The sequence below is a fragment of the Thiobacillus thioparus DSM 505 genome (genome assembly GCF_000373385.1).
Classification (GTDB): Bacteria; Pseudomonadota; Gammaproteobacteria; order Burkholderiales; family Thiobacillaceae; genus Thiobacillus; species Thiobacillus thioparus.
The window spans coordinates 633,709-653,045 of the sequence record NZ_KB891316.1; the positions used below are offsets into that span (position 1 = coordinate 633,709).

Annotated in this window: 16 protein-coding genes and 3 pseudogenes; 3 read left to right on the top strand and 16 right to left on the bottom strand. The window is 62.9% G+C overall.

Features of this window, described 5'->3' with window-relative positions; genetic code table 11:
• Positions 1 to 24: 24 nt before the first annotated feature.
• Complete coding sequence (locus B058_RS0103290) at positions 25 to 612, top strand: glycine zipper 2TM domain-containing protein (protein ID WP_018507048.1); 588 nt, start codon at positions 25 to 27, stop codon at positions 610 to 612.
• 41 nt (positions 613 to 653) lie between these two features.
• Entirely contained in the window at positions 654 to 1,028 is a 375-nt protein-coding gene (locus tag B058_RS0103295; RefSeq protein WP_018507049.1) for a hypothetical protein, read from the top strand.
• 45 nt (positions 1,029 to 1,073) lie between these two features.
• Here B058_RS0103295 and B058_RS18495 read toward each other — a convergent pair whose 3' ends face one another.
• The 9 genes and pseudogenes from B058_RS18495 to ilvA form a co-directional block, all read right to left on the bottom strand.
• Positions 1,074 to 1,655, bottom strand: a complete 582-nt coding sequence (locus tag B058_RS18495; RefSeq protein ID WP_081616714.1) for a KUP/HAK/KT family potassium transporter — start codon at positions 1,653 to 1,655, stop codon at positions 1,074 to 1,076.
• A gap of 33 nt (positions 1,656 to 1,688) precedes the next feature.
• On the bottom strand, positions 1,689 to 2,954 hold the full coding sequence (locus tag B058_RS16350; protein ID WP_018507051.1) for a KUP/HAK/KT family potassium transporter: 1,266 nt from the start codon (positions 2,952 to 2,954) through the stop codon (positions 1,689 to 1,691).
• A gap of 36 nt (positions 2,955 to 2,990) precedes the next feature.
• The gene (locus tag B058_RS0103305) at positions 2,991 to 3,737 is read right to left on the bottom strand and encodes a ferredoxin--NADP reductase (protein WP_018507052.1); all 747 of its coding nucleotides are present in this window, start codon (positions 3,735 to 3,737) and stop codon (positions 2,991 to 2,993) included.
• Between the two features lie 125 nt (positions 3,738 to 3,862).
• Complete coding sequence (locus B058_RS0103310; protein WP_018507053.1) at positions 3,863 to 5,293, bottom strand: RtcB family protein; 1,431 nt, start codon at positions 5,291 to 5,293, stop codon at positions 3,863 to 3,865.
• Between the two features lie 39 nt (positions 5,294 to 5,332).
• Positions 5,333 to 5,728: pseudogene (locus B058_RS18260) on the bottom strand (archease); the annotation flags it as partial.
• 33 nt (positions 5,729 to 5,761) lie between these two features.
• A pseudogene (locus B058_RS0103315) lies at positions 5,762 to 6,961 on the bottom strand (multifunctional CCA addition/repair protein); the annotation flags it as partial.
• A 16-nt stretch (positions 6,962 to 6,977) separates the two neighbouring features.
• Entirely contained in the window at positions 6,978 to 8,015 is a 1,038-nt protein-coding gene (locus B058_RS0103320; RefSeq protein ID WP_018507055.1) for a complex I NDUFA9 subunit family protein, read from the bottom strand.
• 97 nt (positions 8,016 to 8,112) lie between these two features.
• A complete protein-coding gene (locus B058_RS0103325; protein ID WP_245539244.1) occupies positions 8,113 to 10,032 on the bottom strand; it encodes a transglycosylase SLT domain-containing protein in 1,920 nt (639 codons plus the stop codon).
• 239 nt (positions 10,033 to 10,271) lie between these two features.
• On the bottom strand, positions 10,272 to 11,789 hold the full coding sequence (gene ilvA, locus B058_RS0103330) for a threonine ammonia-lyase, biosynthetic (protein WP_018507057.1): 1,518 nt from the start codon (positions 11,787 to 11,789) through the stop codon (positions 10,272 to 10,274).
• Between the two features lie 80 nt (positions 11,790 to 11,869).
• Here ilvA and rpiA point away from each other — a divergent pair, with 80 nt between their 5' ends.
• Positions 11,870 to 12,526, top strand: a complete 657-nt coding sequence (rpiA, locus tag B058_RS0103335) for a ribose-5-phosphate isomerase RpiA (protein WP_026240599.1) — start codon at positions 11,870 to 11,872, stop codon at positions 12,524 to 12,526.
• Positions 12,527 to 12,529: 3 nt separating this feature from the next.
• Here the strand turns inward: rpiA and B058_RS0103340 are convergent, their stop codons facing one another.
• The 7 genes and pseudogenes from B058_RS0103340 to B058_RS0103370 all read right to left on the bottom strand — a co-directional run bounded on the left by B058_RS0103340 (position 12,530) and on the right by B058_RS0103370 (position 19,335).
• Positions 12,530 to 12,727, bottom strand: coding sequence for a DNA gyrase inhibitor YacG (locus B058_RS0103340; protein WP_018507059.1), 198 nt, complete (start codon positions 12,725 to 12,727; stop codon positions 12,530 to 12,532).
• Positions 12,724 to 13,479 carry a cell division protein ZapD gene (gene zapD, locus B058_RS0103345; RefSeq protein WP_018507060.1) on the bottom strand — a complete coding sequence of 252 codons (756 nt, stop codon included), beginning with the start codon at positions 13,477 to 13,479 and terminating at the stop codon, positions 12,724 to 12,726. Before zapD ends, B058_RS0103340 begins: the two co-directional genes overlap by 4 nt.
• Before the next feature lie 52 nt (positions 13,480 to 13,531).
• A complete protein-coding gene (coaE, locus tag B058_RS0103350; RefSeq protein WP_018507061.1) occupies positions 13,532 to 14,140 on the bottom strand; it encodes a dephospho-CoA kinase in 609 nt (202 codons plus the stop codon).
• Positions 14,140 to 14,986: pseudogene (locus tag B058_RS18450) on the bottom strand (prepilin peptidase). Before B058_RS18450 ends, coaE begins: the two are co-directional and overlap by 1 nt.
• Positions 14,986 to 16,206, bottom strand: coding sequence for a type II secretion system F family protein (locus tag B058_RS0103360; RefSeq protein ID WP_018507063.1), 1,221 nt, complete (start codon positions 16,204 to 16,206; stop codon positions 14,986 to 14,988). The pseudogene B058_RS18450 and the gene B058_RS0103360 overlap by 1 nt, the downstream one beginning before the upstream one ends.
• A gap of 12 nt (positions 16,207 to 16,218) precedes the next feature.
• On the bottom strand, positions 16,219 to 17,937 hold the full coding sequence (gene pilB, locus B058_RS0103365; RefSeq protein ID WP_018507064.1) for a type IV-A pilus assembly ATPase PilB: 1,719 nt from the start codon (positions 17,935 to 17,937) through the stop codon (positions 16,219 to 16,221).
• A gap of 99 nt (positions 17,938 to 18,036) precedes the next feature.
• Positions 18,037 to 19,335 (bottom strand): HlyC/CorC family transporter, encoded by a 1,299-nt coding sequence (locus B058_RS0103370; protein WP_018507065.1) that lies wholly within the window; start codon positions 19,333 to 19,335, stop codon positions 18,037 to 18,039.
• Positions 19,336 to 19,337: the final 2 nt, after the last annotated feature.

Genomic DNA, 19,337 nt, shown 5'->3' on the forward strand with positions numbered 1-19,337 from the left:
TTCACTGTAGCAAGGAGAGTAAGCATGAAAACACGCCTTTTGAACACGACCCTGGTAGCTGCCTTGCTTGTCACCAGCGGCGGCGCGTACGCCGGCCCCGGCCGTTATGACGCGGATGGCTTCGTCACCCGTGCTCGCGTGATTTCGAGCACGCCGATCTACGACACGGTCAACGAACCGCGCCGCGAATGCTGGACTGAAACCGTCGGCCACGAAACCCGCAGTTACCGGGAAGGAAACGGCGGTGGCGGTGCGATTCTCGGCGCCATCGCCGGTGGCCTGCTCGGTTCTACCGTCGGCAAGGGCGACGGCCGTGTGGCAGCAGCCGCCGTAGGCGCAGCCACCGGCGCCGTGGTGGGCGACCGCTGGAATGGCGGCGGAACACGCTACGAAGAAACGCGCCCGCGTCAGGTCGAGCGTTGCCGGGTCCACGATGATTACCGCCAGGTGGTCAGCGGCTACGACGTGCGTTACCGCTTCCAGGGACGCGTGTACGCCACCCAGCTGCCGTACAACCCTGGCAAATGGCTGACCCTCAACGGGAATTTTTCGGTGAACGACGATCCGAGCGACGCGCGTTGGAGAACCCCTAATGACAACTGGGATGATTGACGCACCGACGCGTTCATCTCAAGGCTGAAAGGAGAATCATCATGTTACGCAAACTGCTATTGGCAACCGTCCTGCTCACCGCATCCGGCGCCAGCTTCGCCCATGGCGGCGATTATGGCTACGGCCGTGTGGTATCGGTCGAACCGCATTTCGTTATTTCGTTCGGCACGCGCGAGCGGGACGGATTCCGGGTCCTATATGAATCTGGCGGCGCCCGTTACTGGACGACCACCTCGTACTACCCGGGCCCCACCATCGTGCTGCCGCCGCCCTACCGGGTCGAGCGGGTTTATTACCGCGATTACCGACGTGACTGGGATGATCGCGGTTGGGGCCACCGCCGCGGCGGATGGGACGGCTGGCGCCACGAGCGTCGGGAATCTCGCCGCGAACACCGCCATCATGACGATGACTGAGCGCTGCCCTCGGGGCCGACCCGCCCCTGAAACGGGACGGACCGACTAGATTTCCACTCGCGAACCGAGTTCGATCACCCGATTTGCAGGCAGATTGAAGTATTCCACCGCACTGCCGGCATTACGCGACAGCCATCGAAACAGCTGTTCGCGCCAGTGGGACAGCCCGCTTTCGACCTCCTGGCTGGGCACGATGGTTTCGCGGCTCAGGAAATACGAGGTCTGCATGGGCTCGAACGTCAGCCCGAATTGCGGGCTCAGACCTTCGAGCGCAGCAGGCACGTCGGGACGATTCTTGAAACCGAAGGTGAGGATCACGGCATAGGCTTCGTTGCCCAATGGTTCGACCTGCATGCGTTCTTCGAACGGCACCCACGGTTCGGTCTTGATCCTGACGGTAAGGAATACCAGCCGTTCGTGCAGCACCCGGTTATGGTTGAGGTTATGCAGCAACGCATGCGGCACGGTATGAGCGCTGGCATTGAGGAATACCGCGGTTCCCGGGACGCGCGTTGGCGGATGCGCCATGAGGCCGGCGAGGAAATCGGTCAGGGGAATATCCGCCGCGCCGACCCGGGCCAATAGACAGCGCCTTCCGCGCACCCAGGTTCGCATGACGATGAACACCAGACTCCCCAGGATCAGCGGAAACCAGCCACCCTAGGTGATTTTCAGCAGGCTGGATGAAAAAAATGCGGCATCGATCAGCAGGAACACGCCGGTCGCCGCGAGGCTGCCGGACAGTCCATACCCCCATCCGTAATGAATGACGAAAAAGGTGAGCAGCGTCGTCACCAGCATGGTGCCGGTTACAGCCAGCCCGTACGCGGCAGCGAGGTGGCTCGACCCGCCAAAGCCGGCGACGACCGCCACGACGAGCACGAACAGCAACCAGTTGACGACTGGGATATAAATTTGTCCGAATGCCTTGGACGACGTCTGCACCACCTGCATGCGCGGCAGGTAGCCCAGCTGGATGGCCTGGCGCGTGAGCGAGAATGCGCCGGTGAGCGTGGCCTGGGCGGCGATCACGGTGGCGGCGGTAGCCAGCAGCACCATGGGATAGAGCGCCCATTTGGGGTACAGCAGGAAAAATGGATTGCTCAAGGCCGTGGGCACACGTGACAGCAGCGCACCCTGCCCCAGGTAATTCAGTATCAAGGCGGGAAACACCAGGCCATACCAGGCCAGCCGGATCGGCGCGCGACCGAAGTGGCCCATGTCGGCATACAACGCCTCGGCACCAGTAAAAGCCAGCAGCACAGCCCCCAACACCACGAACGACGCAAAGCCGTGCTGGGTGACGAACCACCATGCATGATGCGGAGAGAGCGCGGCAAGGACTTGTGGATGCTGGGCGATCTGGTATACGCCGCCGACTGCCAGGGCGACAAACCAAAGTACTGCGACCGGGCCAAGCCAGGCGCCGACGCTGGCCGTGCCATGCTGCTGCATGATGAACAAGCCGGTGAGCACGGCGATCGCCAGCGGCATCACATAGGGTTCGAACACATGGGTGCCGACCGACAGGCCTTCGACCGCCGACAGTACCGAAATCGCAGGGGTCAGCACGGCATCGCCATAGAACAGTGCAGCCCCCGCCATGCCGGCCAGCGCCACCATACGCAATGCGCGCGGCCGCTCCGCTACGGCTTGCCGTGCCAGCGCAAGCAGGGCCATGATACCGCCTTCGCCGTGGTTGTCGGCACGCAACACCAGCAATACGTATTTCAGGGACACCACCAGCATCAACGCCCAGAAAATTGCCGACGCGGCCCCGAGCACGGTCTCGGGGCCGGCAGGGATGCCATGGGCCGGACTCAGGGTTTCCTTCAGGGCATAGAGCGGGCTGGTACCAATGTCGCCATAGACGACGCCGAGCGCGGCAAGCGTCAGCGCTGCGCGGCTGTAGGCGTGTGCTTCCATGAAGCGGTGATGCCGGGAAGGGGCGAAGCCGGCAGATTATTCGTGATGCACGACAAACGCAACTTCAGTGGTGAAATTGCCGATGCCTCGATGATTGGTCAACGTCCAGCCTGCGTCCTTCAAATGATGCGTGAGCTCGCGCGTCATCGCCGGATTGCCGCAGATCATCACACGATCCTGTTCCGGGTCAGGCACCGGCAGGCCGAGGCGCTGCGACAACGCGCCCGAGCGGAACAGGTCGCCGCCGCGTTCGGGGGTGGGAAACGGCTCGCGCGTCACCGTTGGCACGTAATACAACTGCGGGTTGTCCATGGCCTCGATTTCGGCACGATAAGCCAGTTCGGCCACCGTGCGCACCGAATGCACCAGCACCACGCTTCCATAGCGCGCATAGAGTTCAGGGTCGCGAATCAGGCTCATGAACGGCGCCAGCCCGGTGCCGGTCGCGAGCATGTACAGCACGCGCCCTGGCAATACATGGTTCAGCGTGAGCGAACCGGTGGCCTTGCTGTTGACCCACACGCTGTCGCCGGGGCGGATGTGGACCAGTTGGCTGGTCAGGGGGCCGTCCGGCACGTGGATACTGAGAAACTCGAGGTGGTTGTGGTCGGCGGTGGAGACAATGGAATACGCACGCGCCACCAGCTTGCCTTCGCGCTTCAAGCCGATGGTGACGAATTCACCGTTTTCGAATGAAAAGTCCTGCGGACGGCTGAGGGTGAAACTGAACGTCTTGTCCGACCACGGACGCACCGACTGCACTGTTTGTTCACTGTAAGGCATGCTTCACTCCGTTGTTGATGGCAACCTGTCCAGCCTGTCCCCATGGCTGGGCGCAAAGTATAAAGATAATTCGATTTGATGTATCGGGAGCTGCGTAGTTCCAACAATGCGGGCCGGGTAGCCATTCAGCCCTTGATGCACACCAGCGGTTTCAGTCTGGCCACCTTGCGCGCCAGCCCCGCGCGGTCGGCCGCCTCCACCACGGCGCTGACGTCCTTGTAGGCGCCCGGTGCTTCCTCCGCGACGCCGCGCAGCGAAGGGCTGCGGATCAGCACGCCCTGGCTGGCGAGTTCGTCCACCAGGGCGCGACCGTGCCACTGGCGGGTGGCCTGGTGGCGACTCATGGCCCGCCCGGCCCCATGGCAGGCGGAACTGAAGGCGCGCGTCATGCCCGTCTCGGTGCCGACCAGAATATAGGACGCGGTGCCCATGCTGCCGCCGATCAGCACCGGCTGGCCGATATCGCGCAGCTCGTTGGGCAGCGCCGGATGGCCTGGCCCGAAGGCTCGCGTCGCACCCTTGCGGTGCACGTATAGGCGGCGCGACTGGCCGTCGACCGTGTGCGGTTCCAGCTTGCAGGTGTTGTGCGACACGTCGTAGATCAGGGTGAGATGCGTCCCCGGCAACAGGTCGGCAAACACCTGGCGAGTGAGATGGGCGATGACCTGACGGTTGGCCAGGGCGCAATTGATCGCCGCACGCATGGCGCCGAGATACGCCTGACCCAGCGGAGCGTTGATGGGCGCGCAGGCGAGCTCGCGGTCGGGCAGCTCGATGCCGTAACCTGGCGCCGCGATCACCATCTGCTTGAGGAATTCGGTGCCGATCTGGTGTCCCAGCCCGCGCGAGCCGCAGTGGATGCTGACCACCACCTCGCCCACGCGCAGGCGGAAGCGGTCGGCCGCTTTCGTATCGTAGATCTCGACGATTTCCTGCAGCTCGAGGTAATGATTGCCGGAACCCAGGGTGCCGATCTCGTCGCGCTGGCGGCGCTTGGCCTGGTCCGACACCTTGCTGGGTTCGGCGCCGGCCATGCAGCCCTGCTCCTCGATACGATCCAGATCGGCCGCGCTGCCGTAGCCATGCTCGACCGCCCAGCGCGCGCCGCCGCGCAACATCGCGTCCATCTCGTTCGCATTCAGCCGCAGCTGGCCGGTGCTGCCCACCCCGGCCGGGATGTGCGCGAACAGACGGTCGGCCAGCCGCTGCTTGAGCGGCGCAATGTCTGCCGCCTTGAGCCCGGTATGCAGGGTGCGTACGCCACAGGAAATGTCGAAGCCCACCCCGCCGGCGGATACCACGCCACCGGCGTCGGCATCGAACGCCGCCACCCCGCCGATCGGAAAGCCGTAGCCCCAGTGCGCGTCAGGCATGGCATAGGCCGCCTGCACGATGCCTGGCAGGGTGGCGACGTTGGTGAGCTGCTCATAGACCTTCTCGTCCATGTCGCGGATCAGCGCCTGATCGGCAAAGATCACCGCCGGAACGCGCATCTTCCCGAACGGGGCGATCTGCCATTCGACCTCCGACACCTGCTTGAACTGGGCAAGATTCATCCTGGAAACCTTAGTTGACCACCATGGCGACTAGGAAATTCAGACGTCCACCACGCACTGGGCAAACCACTGCCCGGATTCGTTCCTCCCGACCTTCAATTCAGTATAGGTGGCGCCCTTGATTTCGACGGCCGGCTGGTGCTTGTCCAGGTCGACCGGTTCGCCCCATGCGGTGGCGTGCAGCCGATGGTCATCCAGGCTGACCTCGAAGCGGCCAAACAGCAGGTGGCGCGCGGCCATCTCCAGGATCAGCGCATTCAGCCAGTCGACCAGCAGCAATTCGTCGTCCGGCGCCTCGCAGCGGATGTCCACCGCCTCGTTCGCCGCCACCCCGGTTGGGTCGGTCACCACGGCGGTCATCGCTCGCGCAGTCTGTTCGAATGCGGCCGCCAGGGTGGGCCCGATGCCGCGCACGCCGACGTCCGCCTGATGCGGAAAATGTTCCCAGTGCGCGCCGCCCTGGCTGCGCGACGCCGCTACCGCCCGTGCCCGCGCCTCGAATATCGCTTCCCGGATGCGCGCCGGCTCGACGCTGCGCGCCACGGCCCCTGCGTCAACGGCCTGCGCCGCGTGCAGCGCCTGCCGCAGGTAAGCCGGTGCGGGGAAAGGCTTGTCCTCGTAGCCAGGTCGGCCGCGGAAATCGCATTCGCAGGCCTGCAGAAAGGCCTCGAAGCGGTCGGGACGGCGGAAGGCGTCGACCCGTTCCAACAGTTCAACCACCGTTCCGGGGCGCAATTCCAGCGCGCGATGGGCGTTGCCGTGGTCGCGCGCCACCGCAACGGCGAGGTCGCGGCAATCGACCGGCACCCGGATGCGCTCGCAGAGCGCCCGCACCAGTTCGACGCTTTTGCCTTCGTGGCCGTGATGCGCCGGCCACAGTTCGGGCGGAGTGACGCCCTTGCCGAGATCGTGCGTCAGGGCAGCAAAACGCACCGGCAGGCTCATGCTCTGTTGCGCCGCCCAGTCGACGACCAGCATCACGTGAACGCCGGTATCGATTTCCGGATGGTGCTGCGGCGGTTGCGGCACGCCAAACAGGCAATCGATTTCGGGAAGCAGCCGCGCCAGCGCACCGCAGTCGCGCAGCGCCTGGAACATGCGCGAGGGCTGCGCTTCCATCAGGCCGCGTGCGATTTCCTGCCACACGCGCTCGGGCACGAGCGCGTCGATTTCGCCGTTGTCCACCATCCGCCGCATCAGCGCGTTGGTTTCCGGCGCCACGGTAAAGTCGTTGAAGCGCGCGGCAAAGCGCGCAACTCTCAAAATCCGCACCGGGTCTTCGGCAAAGGCTTCGCTCACATGGCGGAAGACCCTTGCCGCCAGGTCGCGCTGGCCGCCGTAGGGGTCGACCAGCGCGCCGGCCGCGTCCTCTGCCATCGCATTGATGGTGAGGTCGCGCCGGCGCAGATCCTCTTCCAGCGTAACTTCCGGTGCGGCATAGACAGTAAAGCCCTTGTAACCGTGTCCGGATTTGCGCTCTGTGCGCGCGAGCGCATATTCCTCGTGGGTTTGCGGGTGCAGGAAAACGGGAAAATCCTTGCCGACCGGCTGGTAGCCCAGCGCAACCATGTCGTCAGGTGTCGCACCGACGACGACGTGATCGCGGTCGGCCACCGGCAGGCCCAGCAACCGGTCTCGCACTGCGCCGCCAACGATATAGGTTTTCATGGCGGCGCGGCGGCTCCTAGCGGTGGGCGTTTTCCCGGTAATCCTCGTACCGCGCGCGCGGCGTATCGGCACGCAGGTATTCGGGGGCGATGGCCTCGAGCGACGCCGGCTGGAAATCGAATACCGACGGCCAGCCGCCGCGACATACGTTGTCCGTGCACAGGGCGTAGTAGTTGTCGCGCGTCATCAGCTTCTTGCCGGGTTTGAATTCCAGCGCCCAGGCCTGGAAATATGACATCCATTTTCCCAGCTGCACGATGCTGCGCTTTTTCCCGATCACATCGCCCACGTAGCTCACCAGCTCCTGCAGGGTATACACATTGGGCCNGCACAGATCGTAGGTCTGGCCGTAGGTGGCGGTGTTGTCGAGGCTGTCGGCAAAGGCGCGGGCGACATCGTCGACATGCACCGGTGCAAAGCGGCTGCCGGACGCGGCGAGCGGCAGTACCGGGAAGCTTTTGAGCAGCCGGGCGAACATCGACAGGAAGGAATCGCCACGGCCGAATATCACCGACGGACGGAAGATGGTGACGTTGAGGCCGTAGCCATGAATGAATTTGGGGCCGTTGAGGTACCAGTTCTCATGCTCGCTGTGGCGCATGGCGGCTTCCCGCACCAGCGCCTCGGCAATGCCCTTGGAGCGCTGGTAGGCCGAACGCGAGTTGGGATCGGCACCGAGCGCGCTCATGTGCAGCAGGCGATGCACACCGGATTCGCCGCAGGCATGAATGACCTTGCGTGGCAGTTCAACATGGACCTTCTGGAAATCGCCGCGGCGCGCACTGGGCAGGTCGACGCGACCAACCTTGTCTTCGTGCAGGATGCCGACCAGATTGATGACGGCATCCATGCCGCGGAAATGCTGGATGAGTTCCTGTTGGTCGTGCACGTCGGCCTCGATCACGTCCACCGTGGGCAGCAGGATCAGTTCCTTGGCCATTTCGCGGCGATGGGAAAGCACGCGGACCTGGAGGCCGCGCGCGGCGAGCTGGCTGACGAGCTGGGTACCGACAAAACCGGAGCCGCCGAGGATGCAGATACGTTGAATCTTCATATTGATGCTCGTTCATGTATATAAGACGATGCTGATTTTAGCTCGGAAGTTTCATAAACTCCCGCGATGATCGCGCAGGATTTATGAAACGTCCGGACTACTCGTCCGGCCGTTCGACTTGCAGCGACGTGTCCGGATCGGGTGTCGGAGCGACCGGCGTCTCGCGCGGCGGAACCAGGCCCAGTCGCTCTTTCAGCAGCACCGAGGGCTGGCCGAAACGCACTGCATAATACATGGCGTTGCTCATCACTTTCTTCACGTAGTCGCGCGTTTCGGCAAACGGGATCGACTCGATGTAGATCGCAGCTTCCATCGGTTGCGTGCTGCGCCAGCGCTGCGCACGCCCCGGGCCTGCATTGTAGGCAGCGGTAGCCAGTACTGGCGAACCGTCCAGCGTGGACAGCACGTGTTTCAGGTAATACGCGCCAAACTGGATGTTCCTGGCAGGATCGCGCATCTCGTCCACCTGGAAGCGCCGGATGCCGAGGCGCTTCGCGATCCAGCGCGCCGTGGCCGGCATGATCTGCATCAGGCCGGCAGCGCCGACGCTCGAGCGCGCGACATTGACGAAACGGCTTTCCTGCCGCATGAGGCCATACACCCACGCCTCGTCGATGTCGTTTTCGCGTGCGGCTTGATGCGCTTGCTCGCGGTAGGGCGCCAGAAAGCGTAACTCGAAATCGTGCAGTTCTCGGGTGCGCTCGGCCGTGTTGATGGCGCTGTCATACCATTCCATGCGTCGGGCGAGCTCGGCCGCCGCCAGTAACTGCGTATCGGAAAAACCTCGGACCGTCCAGTTCCATTCCTGGGTGGCATCGGTGCGCAGGCCGAGTTCGTAAAGGGCCACGGCACGGGCAATCCCCGGCTGACGGGCGATCTCGGCCACGTCGCTGCCGCCTGTCTTGATGTTGACGGCAGGCGCCGCCTGCATGACTGGCCCGAGTTCTTCCTGGGCAAGTTGGCTGTAGTAATCGTGGTCGTGCGCCAAGGCCAAAAAAACGGCCTTGGCGGCAACGTGCTGGCCGCTTGCCTGCAGGGCCCGCGCGCGCCAGTAGCGCCATACGGGCTGCGCGCGGGCAGCCTCCCCCATGCTGTCGATCGCCTGCTGAACGGTTTTCCAGTCGCCCACGCGAAGCGCTGCGCGTGCCCACCATTCACGCTGGGCGTCGTTCACCGCCACGCTCCCGGCCTGCTGGAACCAGTCCAGCGCGAGCGATTCGTGGCGGCGCGCGGCCCAGGTGGCGAGTCGTGCCCAGGCCGTGCGCAATTCCACCGGATTGAACTGCGGCGCCCATTTGCGCAATGCCTGTTCCGCCAGGGCGGAGTCGCGCCGGGCCAACTGGTCGAGTGCGTAGAGCGCGATTTCGCGGTCGCCGCGACGGGCCAGATCGAGGGCGCCCGCGTTCAATACGCGTACCGGATCGCGGGCAGCCAGGTCCAGCAACGTGGCGTTCGGGCGTTGCGCTTCGGGCAGGGCGCTCGACACCACCCTGGCCACATTGAGATTGCCCGCTTCCAGCGCCAGACGGAAACGGCGCCAGACATCTTCCGGGCCCATCAGTCCGGCCGCCATCAACTGCGTGAACAGGGGCGTACAGACCGTCGGCATGTCGCGCCCGGTAAACCACAATGAAATCGCCTCGCGCTCATGGCTGCGATTGCCCAGCGCCCATTCCGCACGGTAGGCATAGCATTGAAGCGCTGCATCGGGTTTGACGAGGCGGGGGTACTCGGCCAGGTACGCCGGCCAGGCTTCACGCGCGCCGAGCGATTTCAGCCAGTCGGTACGCAGGGATTCGGCCAGACGGCTACCGGGATAACGTGCCAGAAAATCGGCGATGCGGCCATCGTCGGTGCGGCTCGCCAGCATCAGGCGCCAGTATTCGACATAGGGGGCCAACACATGGTCGTCGGGGACGTTGCGCGCGGCACGTTCCAGATCCGCCAGCTTGCGCGCGGCATATGCTTGTTGCGCCTGTTTCACGGCAGCGTCGCCCGCTGCCGCCCACGTGGGCATGGCCAAAATACCCAGCAGAAAAAGCGTGATTATCCGAAGCATTATGCGAGGGTAACATGCTGTCTTCCGGCATTTGCCGGGCAAAACCCGCCCTATCAAACACCGCGCCCATTCGTCGCCGCGGACATTGCGAGCGCGCTGCTGCGCGCGTCGTTCAACGCGGCACCGCTCGATTTCCGGAATGCCCGCCTCGATGCAACCGCGTCTGAAGCCTGAGCTTGAGCCTGAGCTTGTCTGCGTCAAGCCAGGAACAGCGTGTAGGCCGGATTACGGGATTCGTCCCAGTAGCGGTAGCCCAGTTCATCCAGAAACTTCTGGAAACGAGGTTTTTCCTTTTCTGGCACCTGGATGCCGACCAGCACACGGCCATAGTCGGCGCCGTGGTTGCGGTAGTGGAACAGGCTGATGTTCCAGCCGCGGCTCATGCTCTGCAGGAATTGCATCAATGCGCCGGGGCGTTCCGGGAATTCGAAGCGGTACAGCACTTCGTTCACTGCTTCGGGCGCCCGCCCGCCGACCAGATGACGGATATGCAGCTTGGCCATTTCGTTGTCGGTCAGGTCGAGCGCTTCCAGCCCATGACGCTGCAAGAGATCGACCACACGCGCGCTTTCGCCCGCCCCCGGCACCGACAGGCCGACAAATACTCGCGCGATCTTGGGGTCGGAATAACGGTAATTGAACTCGGTGATGTTGCGCGCGCCCAGCAGCCCGCAAAAAGTCTTGAAGCTGCCCGGTGTCTCCGGGATGGTCACGGCCAGCACGGCCTCGCGCTTCTCGCCCAGCTCGGCGCGCTCGGCGATATAACGCAGGCGGTCGAAGTTCATGTTGGCCCCGCTGGCTACCGCGACCAGCGTCTTCCCTTTGAGCCTGTCGGCTGCGATCGCGGCCTTCATTCCGGCAATCGACAGCGCACCGGCCGGCTCCAGGATCGAGCGCGTGTCCTCGAACACGTCCTTGATCGCCGCACAGATGGCGTCGTTGTTGACCCGAATGATCTCGTCCACATAGAGCTGTGCCAGCCGGAAGGTTTCCTTGCCCACTTTCTTCACCGCCACACCGTCGGCGAAAATGCCCACGCGCGGCAGCGTGATGCGTTCGCCCTTGCACAACGAGCGTGCCATCGCGTCGGCGTCTTCGGGCTCGACGCCGACAATCTTGATTTCCGGGCGCAGGCGTTTGATATAGGCCGCCATGCCGGCGATCAGCCCGCCGCCGCCGACCGGGATGTAGACCGAGTGGATCGGGCCCGGATGCTGGCGCAGCAGTTCCATTGCCACAGTACCCTGCCCGGCGATCACATCGGGATCATCGTAAGGGTGAACGAAGGTCGCCTTGGACTCCTTGGCGAGCTGGGTCGCGTGTGCACCGGCCTCGTCGTAGTTGTCGCCATGCAGGATGACCTGCGCGCCGCGCGCCGCCACCGCATCGACCTTGATCTTCGGCGTGGTCACCGGCATCACGATGATAGCGGTCGCCCCCAATTTCTGCGCCGCCAGTGCCACGCCCTGCGCGTGATTGCCCGCTGACGCGGCGACTACGCCCCGCGCCAGCTGCGCCGCTGTCAGCTTGGCCATCTTGTTGTAGGCACCGCGGCACTTGAAGGAGAACACTGGCTGTAGGTCCTCGCGCTTCAACAGGATCCCGTTGCCGAGACGGCGCGACAGATTGTGGGCCACGTCGAGCGGCGACTCGATCGCCACGTCGTACACGCGCGAGGTGAGGATGCGTTCGAGGTAATCGTCAGGTTGGCTCATGGCGGCAGCGGATGCGAGGTTTGTAAAAAAAGGGCGATGCCGCTATCTTAGCGGGCTGCATCGAAATCGACGAAAACATCATGACTCAAGACGAAATGAAGCAAGCCGTGGCACGTGCTGCGGTGGATTATGCCAAGGGCGGCATCATCGGGGTAGGCACCGGCTCGACCGCCAACTATTTCATCGACGCGCTGGCTGATGTGAAAAGCCGCATCGACGGCGCCGTCGCCAGTTCGGAAGCCACCGCCGCCCGCCTGAAAAGCCATGGCATCCAGGTACTGGATCTCAACAGCGTGGGCGAACTTGAAATCTACGTCGACGGCGCCGACGAAATCACCGAACACTTCGCCATGGTCAAGGGCGGCGGCGGCGCGCTGACGCGGGAAAAAATTGTCGCAGCGTGCAGCAAGCAGTTCATCTGCATCGCCGACGAAAGCAAGCTGGTCGGAGTGCTCGGCAAGTTTCCGCTGCCAGTCGAAGTCATTCCGATGGCCCGCTCCTACGTGGCGCGCGAACTGGTGAAACTGGGCGGGCAACCCCGGCTGCGCGAAGGCTTCACCACCGACAACGGCAACATCATTCTTGACGTGCACGGGATGTCGATCGTCGATCCGGTGTCGCTGGAAACCGCTATCGATCACATTGTCGGCGTGGTCACCAACGGCCTGTTCGCCCGACGTGGCGCGGACGTGCTGCTGCTCGGCACGCCCAGCGGCGTCAAGACCTACACGAAGTAATCGCTACTGCGGCTGCGGGGACTCGTCGTCGGGTTCCTGCTCTTCGGCCGGCACGCGATATTTCTCGGTGGCCCACTGGCCCAGATCGATCATCTTGCAGCGCTCGCTGCAGAACGGCTTCCACTTGCTTTCCACCGTCCACGGAACGGCCGCGCCGCAGGTCGGGCAGGTCACGACCGGAGGCTTGTTGCTGGGTTTCACAGGGTACAGAAGGTCAGGTCGAAATCGATCGACTGGCCGGTACAGGTTCGCTGCGCGCCCGACCCCGCGTGTACGAAGCGGATATTGAGCATGTACTTGTTGGCCGAAATTTCGGGTACGCAAGGCAGGTCGTCGACCAGGGTGACCCGGATCAGCTGCGGATTACGCGATTCGAGCATGCGCTGGTAGCTGCCGTTGTTCGCGTGCTGCAGGTCGGGCTGCCCGCTGTCGCGCAGCAAACCGAGCACGATTTCGACTGCGGCGCGAATCGACGAGAACGGCGCCAGCCACTTGTGCAATTGACTCACGCGCGCATCCGCCGCCTGGTGCAGCCAGTAATGATAGGAGGGCAGATCGAATTCGCACATGCCGCCCGGAATGGCTGCGCGCTGCTTGATGGCCATCAGCCACTCGTCTTCGCGCAGGTGATGGCCCACTTTCCCGGGCAGCTGGTAGATGCCCTGATGGGCCGCCTCGATCGCAGCCAGCACCTGTTCCAGCGTGGCATCCTGCACATGCGGATTGCCGCGCAGCGCGGTCAGCACTGCCTTCTGCCGGTCCAGCTCCTGCAGCAGATCGGATTTGAGGTCGGCACGCGCCGCGACTTCAGCCATCTCGAACAAGGTCAGCAAAGCGGCATGATGCGCGTGCGGGTCGGGCGATGCGGCGTAGGCATCGAAACGGTCGAACAGATCTTCCAGCCGCAATAGCGTGCGGATGCGTTCGCTCAGGGGGTATTCGTAGTGGATCACGCCGCGCCGCGTTGGTTTGGTTCAGCCGATTGTCGCCGATCCATGCGGAAAATCAAGACGATGCCGCAGTAGAAAGCGCGAGGTAACGCCGATGCAGCGTCGCGACCTGGCTACGCAATGCCGCGGGAGAAGCCGTGTTGAGGATCACATCGTCCGCGGCCGCCAGGCGCTCGACGCGTCCGGCCTGCACCGCGAGGATGGCTTCCACCTCGTCCTGCGCGAGTCCGCTGCGCGCCATCACCCGCGCGATCTGCAGATCTTCCGGACAATCAACCACCAGCACGCGACTCAGCACATCCCGGTAGCCGCCGGTTTCCACCAGCAAGGGAATCACGATCAGCGCATAGGGTGCGGTCAGCGTCGCCAGCGTCTGTGCCACGATCTGCCGGATACGCGGATGCAGGATGGCTTCGAGTCGGTGTCGCGCGGCGGCATCGGAGAATACGCGCCGGCGCAAGGCGGCACGATCCAGAGTGCCATCTGCCTGCATCACCGTTTCACCGAACGCCGCATGGATCGCAGCCAGCGCTGCGCCACCCGGCGCAGTCAACTCACGCGCGACGACATCCGTATCGATCACCGGTACGCCATGGGCAGCAAAGCACTCGGCGACGGTCGACTTGCCCGAGCCGATCCCGCCGGTGAGTCCTACGGTGAACATCAGAATTGGGCGAGGTAGGCCTGCGTCAGGTCGGCGCCGAAGAACAGTGCCACCAGGCCGCCGCCCGCCAAATAGGGGCCGAACGGGATCGGCACGCGGCGGTCATGCTTCACCAGCACGATCATCGCCACACCAATGGCCGCACCAACCACCGACGATAGCAGTAGCGTGACGGGCAACATCTGCCAGCCGAGCCAGGCGCCAATGGCCGCCAGCAGCTTGAAGTCGCCGAACCCCATGCCCTCCTTGCCTGTTGCCAGTTTGAACAGCCAGTACACCGACCACAGCACCCCGTAACCGACCATGGCGCCGATCACCGCATCCGGCAGGCTGATGCCCATTCAGGTTGAACATCAATCCCAGCCACACAAGCGGCAGGGTGAGGCTGTCGGGGAGCAAGGTGGTATCGAGGTCGATGAACGCCAACGCGATCAGTGTCCATACCAGAAGTAATGCGCCCACCGTCTGTATGCTGACGCCCCATTTCCAGGCGACCGCTGCCGACAAAAGTGCGGTCAGCAGTTCCACCAGCGGATAGCGCGCACTGATCGGGGTTTTGCAGGCCGAGCAACGCCCGCGCAGCCATAGCCAAGACAGCAGCGGGATGTTCTCCAGCGCAGTAATCTGGTGTCCGCACCGGGTGCAGGCCGAGCGCGGCAGCCACAAGTTGTAGCGAGGGATTTCGGCCAGGGCTTCACCACGCAGTTCGGCGCACTGCGCCTGCCATTCGGCTTCCATCATTTTGGGCAGCCGATGGATGACGACGTTCAGAAAACTGCCCACCAGCAGGCCGAATAAAAAAACCAGCCCGGTGAAGAGGGCTGGTTCTGCGTGCAGCAGATCCATCAGACAACCGAGCCCATTTTGAAGATCGGCAGGTACATCGCGATCACCATGCCGCCGATGAGCGTGCCGAGCACCACCATGATGATGGGCTCCATCAGGCTGGACAGTGCCTCGACGGCGTCGTCGACTTCGGCCTCGTAGAAATCGGCCACCTTGCCCAGCATGGAATCGAGCGAACCGGATTCCTCGCCGATGGCAGCCATCTGCAGCACCATGTTGGGAAAACGCCCCGAGTTCTGCATCGCCGCGGTCAGCGCCGTGCCGGTCGCGACTTCGCCGCGGATCTTGTTGGTTGCCTCGACAAACACCTGATTGCCCGATGCGCCACCCACCGATTCCAGCGCCTCGACCAGCGGCACGCCAGCCGCAAACATGGTCGCCAGCGTGCGCGTCCAGCGCGCGATGGTGGCCTTCTCGATCACCGGACCGAAAATCGGGAGCTTGAGCACGAGGCGGTCCATGAACATCTGTACTTTGCGCGAGCGTCTCCACGCCTGGAAGAAGGCATACAACCCTCCGCCGATCACTCCGAAGATCGCCCACCACCATTTGACGAAGTAATCCGATATCGCCATGACTACTAAAGTCGGCCCTGGCAGATCCGCACCAAAGCTGCTGAACAGCTCCTTGAACGCGGGGATCACGAAAATCATGATGATGGCAGTGATGACGAACGCCACCACGATGATCGAGACCGGGTAGAACAGAGCCGATTTGATTTTGCTCTTGATGGCAAGGATTTTTTCCTTGTAGACCGCGAGACGATCGAGCACGCCTTCGAGAATACCGGCCGCCTCACCGGCGCCGACCAGGTTGCAGAACAATGCGTCGAAATACAGCGGATGGCGTCCGAATGCCTGCGTCAGGCTGCTGCCCTTTTCGATGTCCGCCTTGATTTCCATCAGCAGTCGCTGCATCGAGGGATTGGAATGCCCGCGCGCCACGATTTCGAAGGACTGCAGCAAGGGCACGCCTGCCTTCATCATGGTGGCCAGCTGGCGGGTGAACAGCGTGACATCCTTGTCCGTGATTTTCTTGGCGCCACTGAACAGGGCACTTTGCTTCTTGACCTTGGTGACAGTGATGCCCTGCTTGCGCAACTGCGAATTGACCACGGCTTCGCCGCCGGCCTGCATCTGTCCCTTGACCTTCTTGCCGCGCTTGTCCATCCCTTCCCACAGGAAGGTGGCGTCCTTGACTGCTTTTGCCGCTGTAGCCATAGAGGGAATTCCTTAGAGATTGGTAACGGCCTCGACCTCTTCCAGCGAGGTGAGCCCGGATTTGACTTTCAACAGACCTGCCTGCCGCAGGTCGAGCACGCCTTCGCGCCGCGCCTGGTCGGCGATGTCGGACTCGTTGCCGCCCTTGAGGATGATGCGGGTCATCTCATCGGTGATCGGCATGACCTGGTAGATGCCTACGCGCCCCTTGTAGCCGGTGCCACCGCAGATATCGCACCCCACGGGTTTATAAGGCCTCCAGCTTCCATCAAGCTGTTCCTCGGTAAAGCCTGCCGCCAACAACGCTTCCTGTGGAATATCGGCCGGTTGCTTGCAGCCGCACAACTTCCGCCCCAGGCGTTGTGCGGTAATCAGGATCACCGAGGAAGCCACGTTGAAAGGCGCCACCCCCATGTTCAGCAAGCGGGTCAGGGTGCCGGGCGCATCGTTGGTATGCAGCGTAGACATCACCATATGGCCGGTTTGCGCGGCCTTAATGGCGATGTCGGCGGTTTCCAGGTCGCGGATTTCGCCGACCATGATGACGTCGGGATCCTGCCGCAGGAAGGATTTCAGCGCCGCCGAGAACGTCAGCCCGGCCTTGTCGTTGACGTTGACCTGGTTGATCCCGGGCAACTGGATTTCCGCCGGGTCTTCCGCCGTGGAAATGTTGACGTCGGGCTTGTTGAGGATGTTGAGGCAGGTATAGAGCGACACAGTCTTCCCGGAACCGGTCGGCCCCGTCACCAGCACCATGCCGTAGGGACGTTGCACCGCATTCAGAAGCAGTTCCTTCTGCCACGGCTCATAGCCCAGTGCCTCGATCCCCAGCTGCGCGCTGGTGGGATCGAGAATACGCATGACGATCTTTTCGCCATACAGCGTGGGCAAGGTGCTGACCCGGAAATCGATGGCGCGGTTCTTCGACAGCACCATTTTCATGCGGCCGTCCTGTGGCACGCGTTTTTCGGAAATATCCAGTCGCGACAACACCTTGATGCGCGAAGCGACCTTGTCCTTGATTGCCATCGGCGGCTGGGCGATTTCGGACAGGATGCCGTCCCGGCGGTAACGAATGCGATAAAACTTCTCGTACGGTTCGAAGTGAATGTCGGATGCGCCGATGTTGATGGCATCGAGCATGATCTTTTGCAGATAGCGCACCACCGGTGCATCGTCGATTTCGATGCCGCCGGTGTCCTGTTGCGCAGCCGCTGCGCTTTCTTCGTCGAGGAAATCCAGATTGAGGTCTTCGGCGTTCAACACAGCCATCGTGTTGTCGTTCGCTTCGCCCATCTTCTCGATGAGCTTGCCGAGCTTGTCGTCCTCCACCACCACCGGTTCCACCGCCTGCCCGGTCTGGAATTTCACCTCGTCCAGCGCCTGGAGATGCGTGGGGTCGGACGTCGCCACATACAGCTTGTTGCCCCGCTGATACAAGGCGAGTACCCGCCGTTTCTGCACCAACTTCGGATCGAGCAGCCCTTGCGGCAAGCTCTCATGATCCATGGCATTCAGATCCAGATAGGGGAAGCCGAACGAGGCAGCCGCAAACTCGGCAACCTGATCCGACTTGAACCGCCGCCCTTTGATCAATTCGGTCACGAACGAATCGCCCGATTGGCTGGCGCGTTTCCAGACGCCCTCAGCGTCGTCCTCGGACAGCCAGCCATGATTGACCATGGCACGCGCCAGTCCGGTTAAATTGTTGGTGTTTGTCACAGCTGCCATAGCTCGATTCCAGACAAGTCCAGCGTCAAATTATCGTCCCTTCGCCTGCCCGGAGGGGACAGACACAGGGAATCACAGGCCTTAACGGCGATTTTTCGACTAAATTGAGGCGTTTTCGGGCAGGGCTTTCTCAGCTGCCGGCAGATAGATACGTGCCATCTTGACCGCGCGATCCTGCGTCTGCACGATTTCCACCGGTACGTCTCCCAGCTTGATACTCACACCCGCCTCGGGGATGTCCTCGAATTGCTCGAGCAGCAGGCCATTCAGCGTCTTCGGGCCGTCCAGTGGCAGCGACAGGCCCAGCTTGCGGTTCAGATGGCGCAGCAGGACGCTGCCCTCGACCAGCCAGTTGCCATCTTCCTCGCGTCGCAGGTACCCCGTATCCGACGGCGCCTGCGTGGTGAATTCGCCGACCATTTCCTCCAGCAGATCTTCCAGTGTCACCAGGCCCTGAAGTTCGCCGTATTCATCGACCACCAGTGCCAGCCGCCGCCGGCTGGACTGGAAATTACGCAACTGGGTAAACAGCGGCGTGCCTGCCGGGACAAAGTAGGGTGTTTCGAGATTGGCTTTCAATGTCTCCGTATCCAGCTCCTCGCCAGTCAGCGCGTGCAACACCCGGCGCACGTGGAGCACCCCCAGCAGATTGTCGGACGAGCCGGCATGCACCACCAGTCGAGTATGATGGCTGGTGGAAATCTGCTGCCGCATCCGTTCGGGATCATCTTCGATATCGATCGATTCGATCTGGCTGCGTGGCGTCATCACGTCATCGACCGTGATGTCCTCCAGTTCCAGCAGATTCATCAGAATCCGGTGGTGTTCGCGCGGCAGCCGCCCCGACGACTCCAGCACGATGGTGCGCAGCTCTTCCAGTCCCAGGCTATTGCCCTGCCCATGCTCGGGAGGCTTGATCCGCAGCAGCCGCAAAATACCCTGTACAAACAGGTTCACGAACCACACTACCGGATAGGCCAGCTTCAGCAGCGGCGCCAGTAGCAGCGTCGCCGGGTAGGCGACGCGTTCGGGGAAGGCGGCGCCCACCACCTTGGGCGTGACTTCGCTGAACACCAGAATCAGAAAAGTGAGCAGCAGCGTCGCCACGAACAGCACGACTTCACCCGAGCCAAACAGGCGAATGGCCAGCACGGCCGACAACGTAGCCGAGGCGGAATTAACCAGATTGTTGCCGAGCAGGATCACGCCCAGCAGCTTGTCGGTCCTGTCCAGCAGTGCCTGCGCACGCATCGCCCCCCGCACGCCGGATTCGGCGGCATGACGCAGGCGATAGCGGTTGATCGCCATCATCGCGGTTTCGGACGCGGAAAAAAATGCCGAAGTCAGCAGCAGGACAGCAAGTGCCGCAAAGAGCGTACTGGTGGAAATACTGTCCAATC

Excerpts from the sequence above, each read along its gene's own strand:
- rpiA (WP_026240599.1), top strand. The coding sequence starts at position 11,870 with ATGACTCAAGACGAAATGAAGCAAGCCGTGGCACGTGCTGCGGTGGAT.
- B058_RS0103325 (WP_245539244.1), bottom strand. The coding sequence starts at position 10,032 with ATGCCCACGTGGGCGGCAGCGGGCGACGCTGCCGTGAAACAGGCGCAA.
- coaE (WP_018507061.1), bottom strand. The coding sequence starts at position 14,140 with ATGTTCACCGTAGGACTCACCGGCGGGATCGGCTCGGGCAAGTCGACC.
- B058_RS0103305 (WP_018507052.1), bottom strand. The coding sequence starts at position 3,737 with ATGCCTTACAGTGAACAAACAGTGCAGTCGGTGCGTCCGTGGTCGGAC.
- B058_RS16350 (WP_018507051.1), bottom strand. The coding sequence starts at position 2,954 with ATGGAAGCACACGCCTACAGCCGCGCAGCGCTGACGCTTGCCGCGCTC.
- B058_RS0103290 (WP_018507048.1), top strand. The coding sequence starts at position 25 with ATGAAAACACGCCTTTTGAACACGACCCTGGTAGCTGCCTTGCTTGTC.
- pilB (WP_018507064.1), bottom strand. The coding sequence starts at position 17,937 with ATGGCAGCTGTGACAAACACCAACAATTTAACCGGACTGGCGCGTGCC.
- ilvA (WP_018507057.1), bottom strand. The coding sequence starts at position 11,789 with ATGAGCCAACCTGACGATTACCTCGAACGCATCCTCACCTCGCGCGTG.
- B058_RS0103310 (WP_018507053.1), bottom strand. The coding sequence starts at position 5,293 with ATGAATCTTGCCCAGTTCAAGCAGGTGTCGGAGGTCGAATGGCAGATC.
- B058_RS0103295 (WP_018507049.1), top strand. The coding sequence starts at position 654 with ATGTTACGCAAACTGCTATTGGCAACCGTCCTGCTCACCGCATCCGGC.
- B058_RS0103360 (WP_018507063.1), bottom strand. The coding sequence starts at position 16,206 with ATGGCTACAGCGGCAAAAGCAGTCAAGGACGCCACCTTCCTGTGGGAA.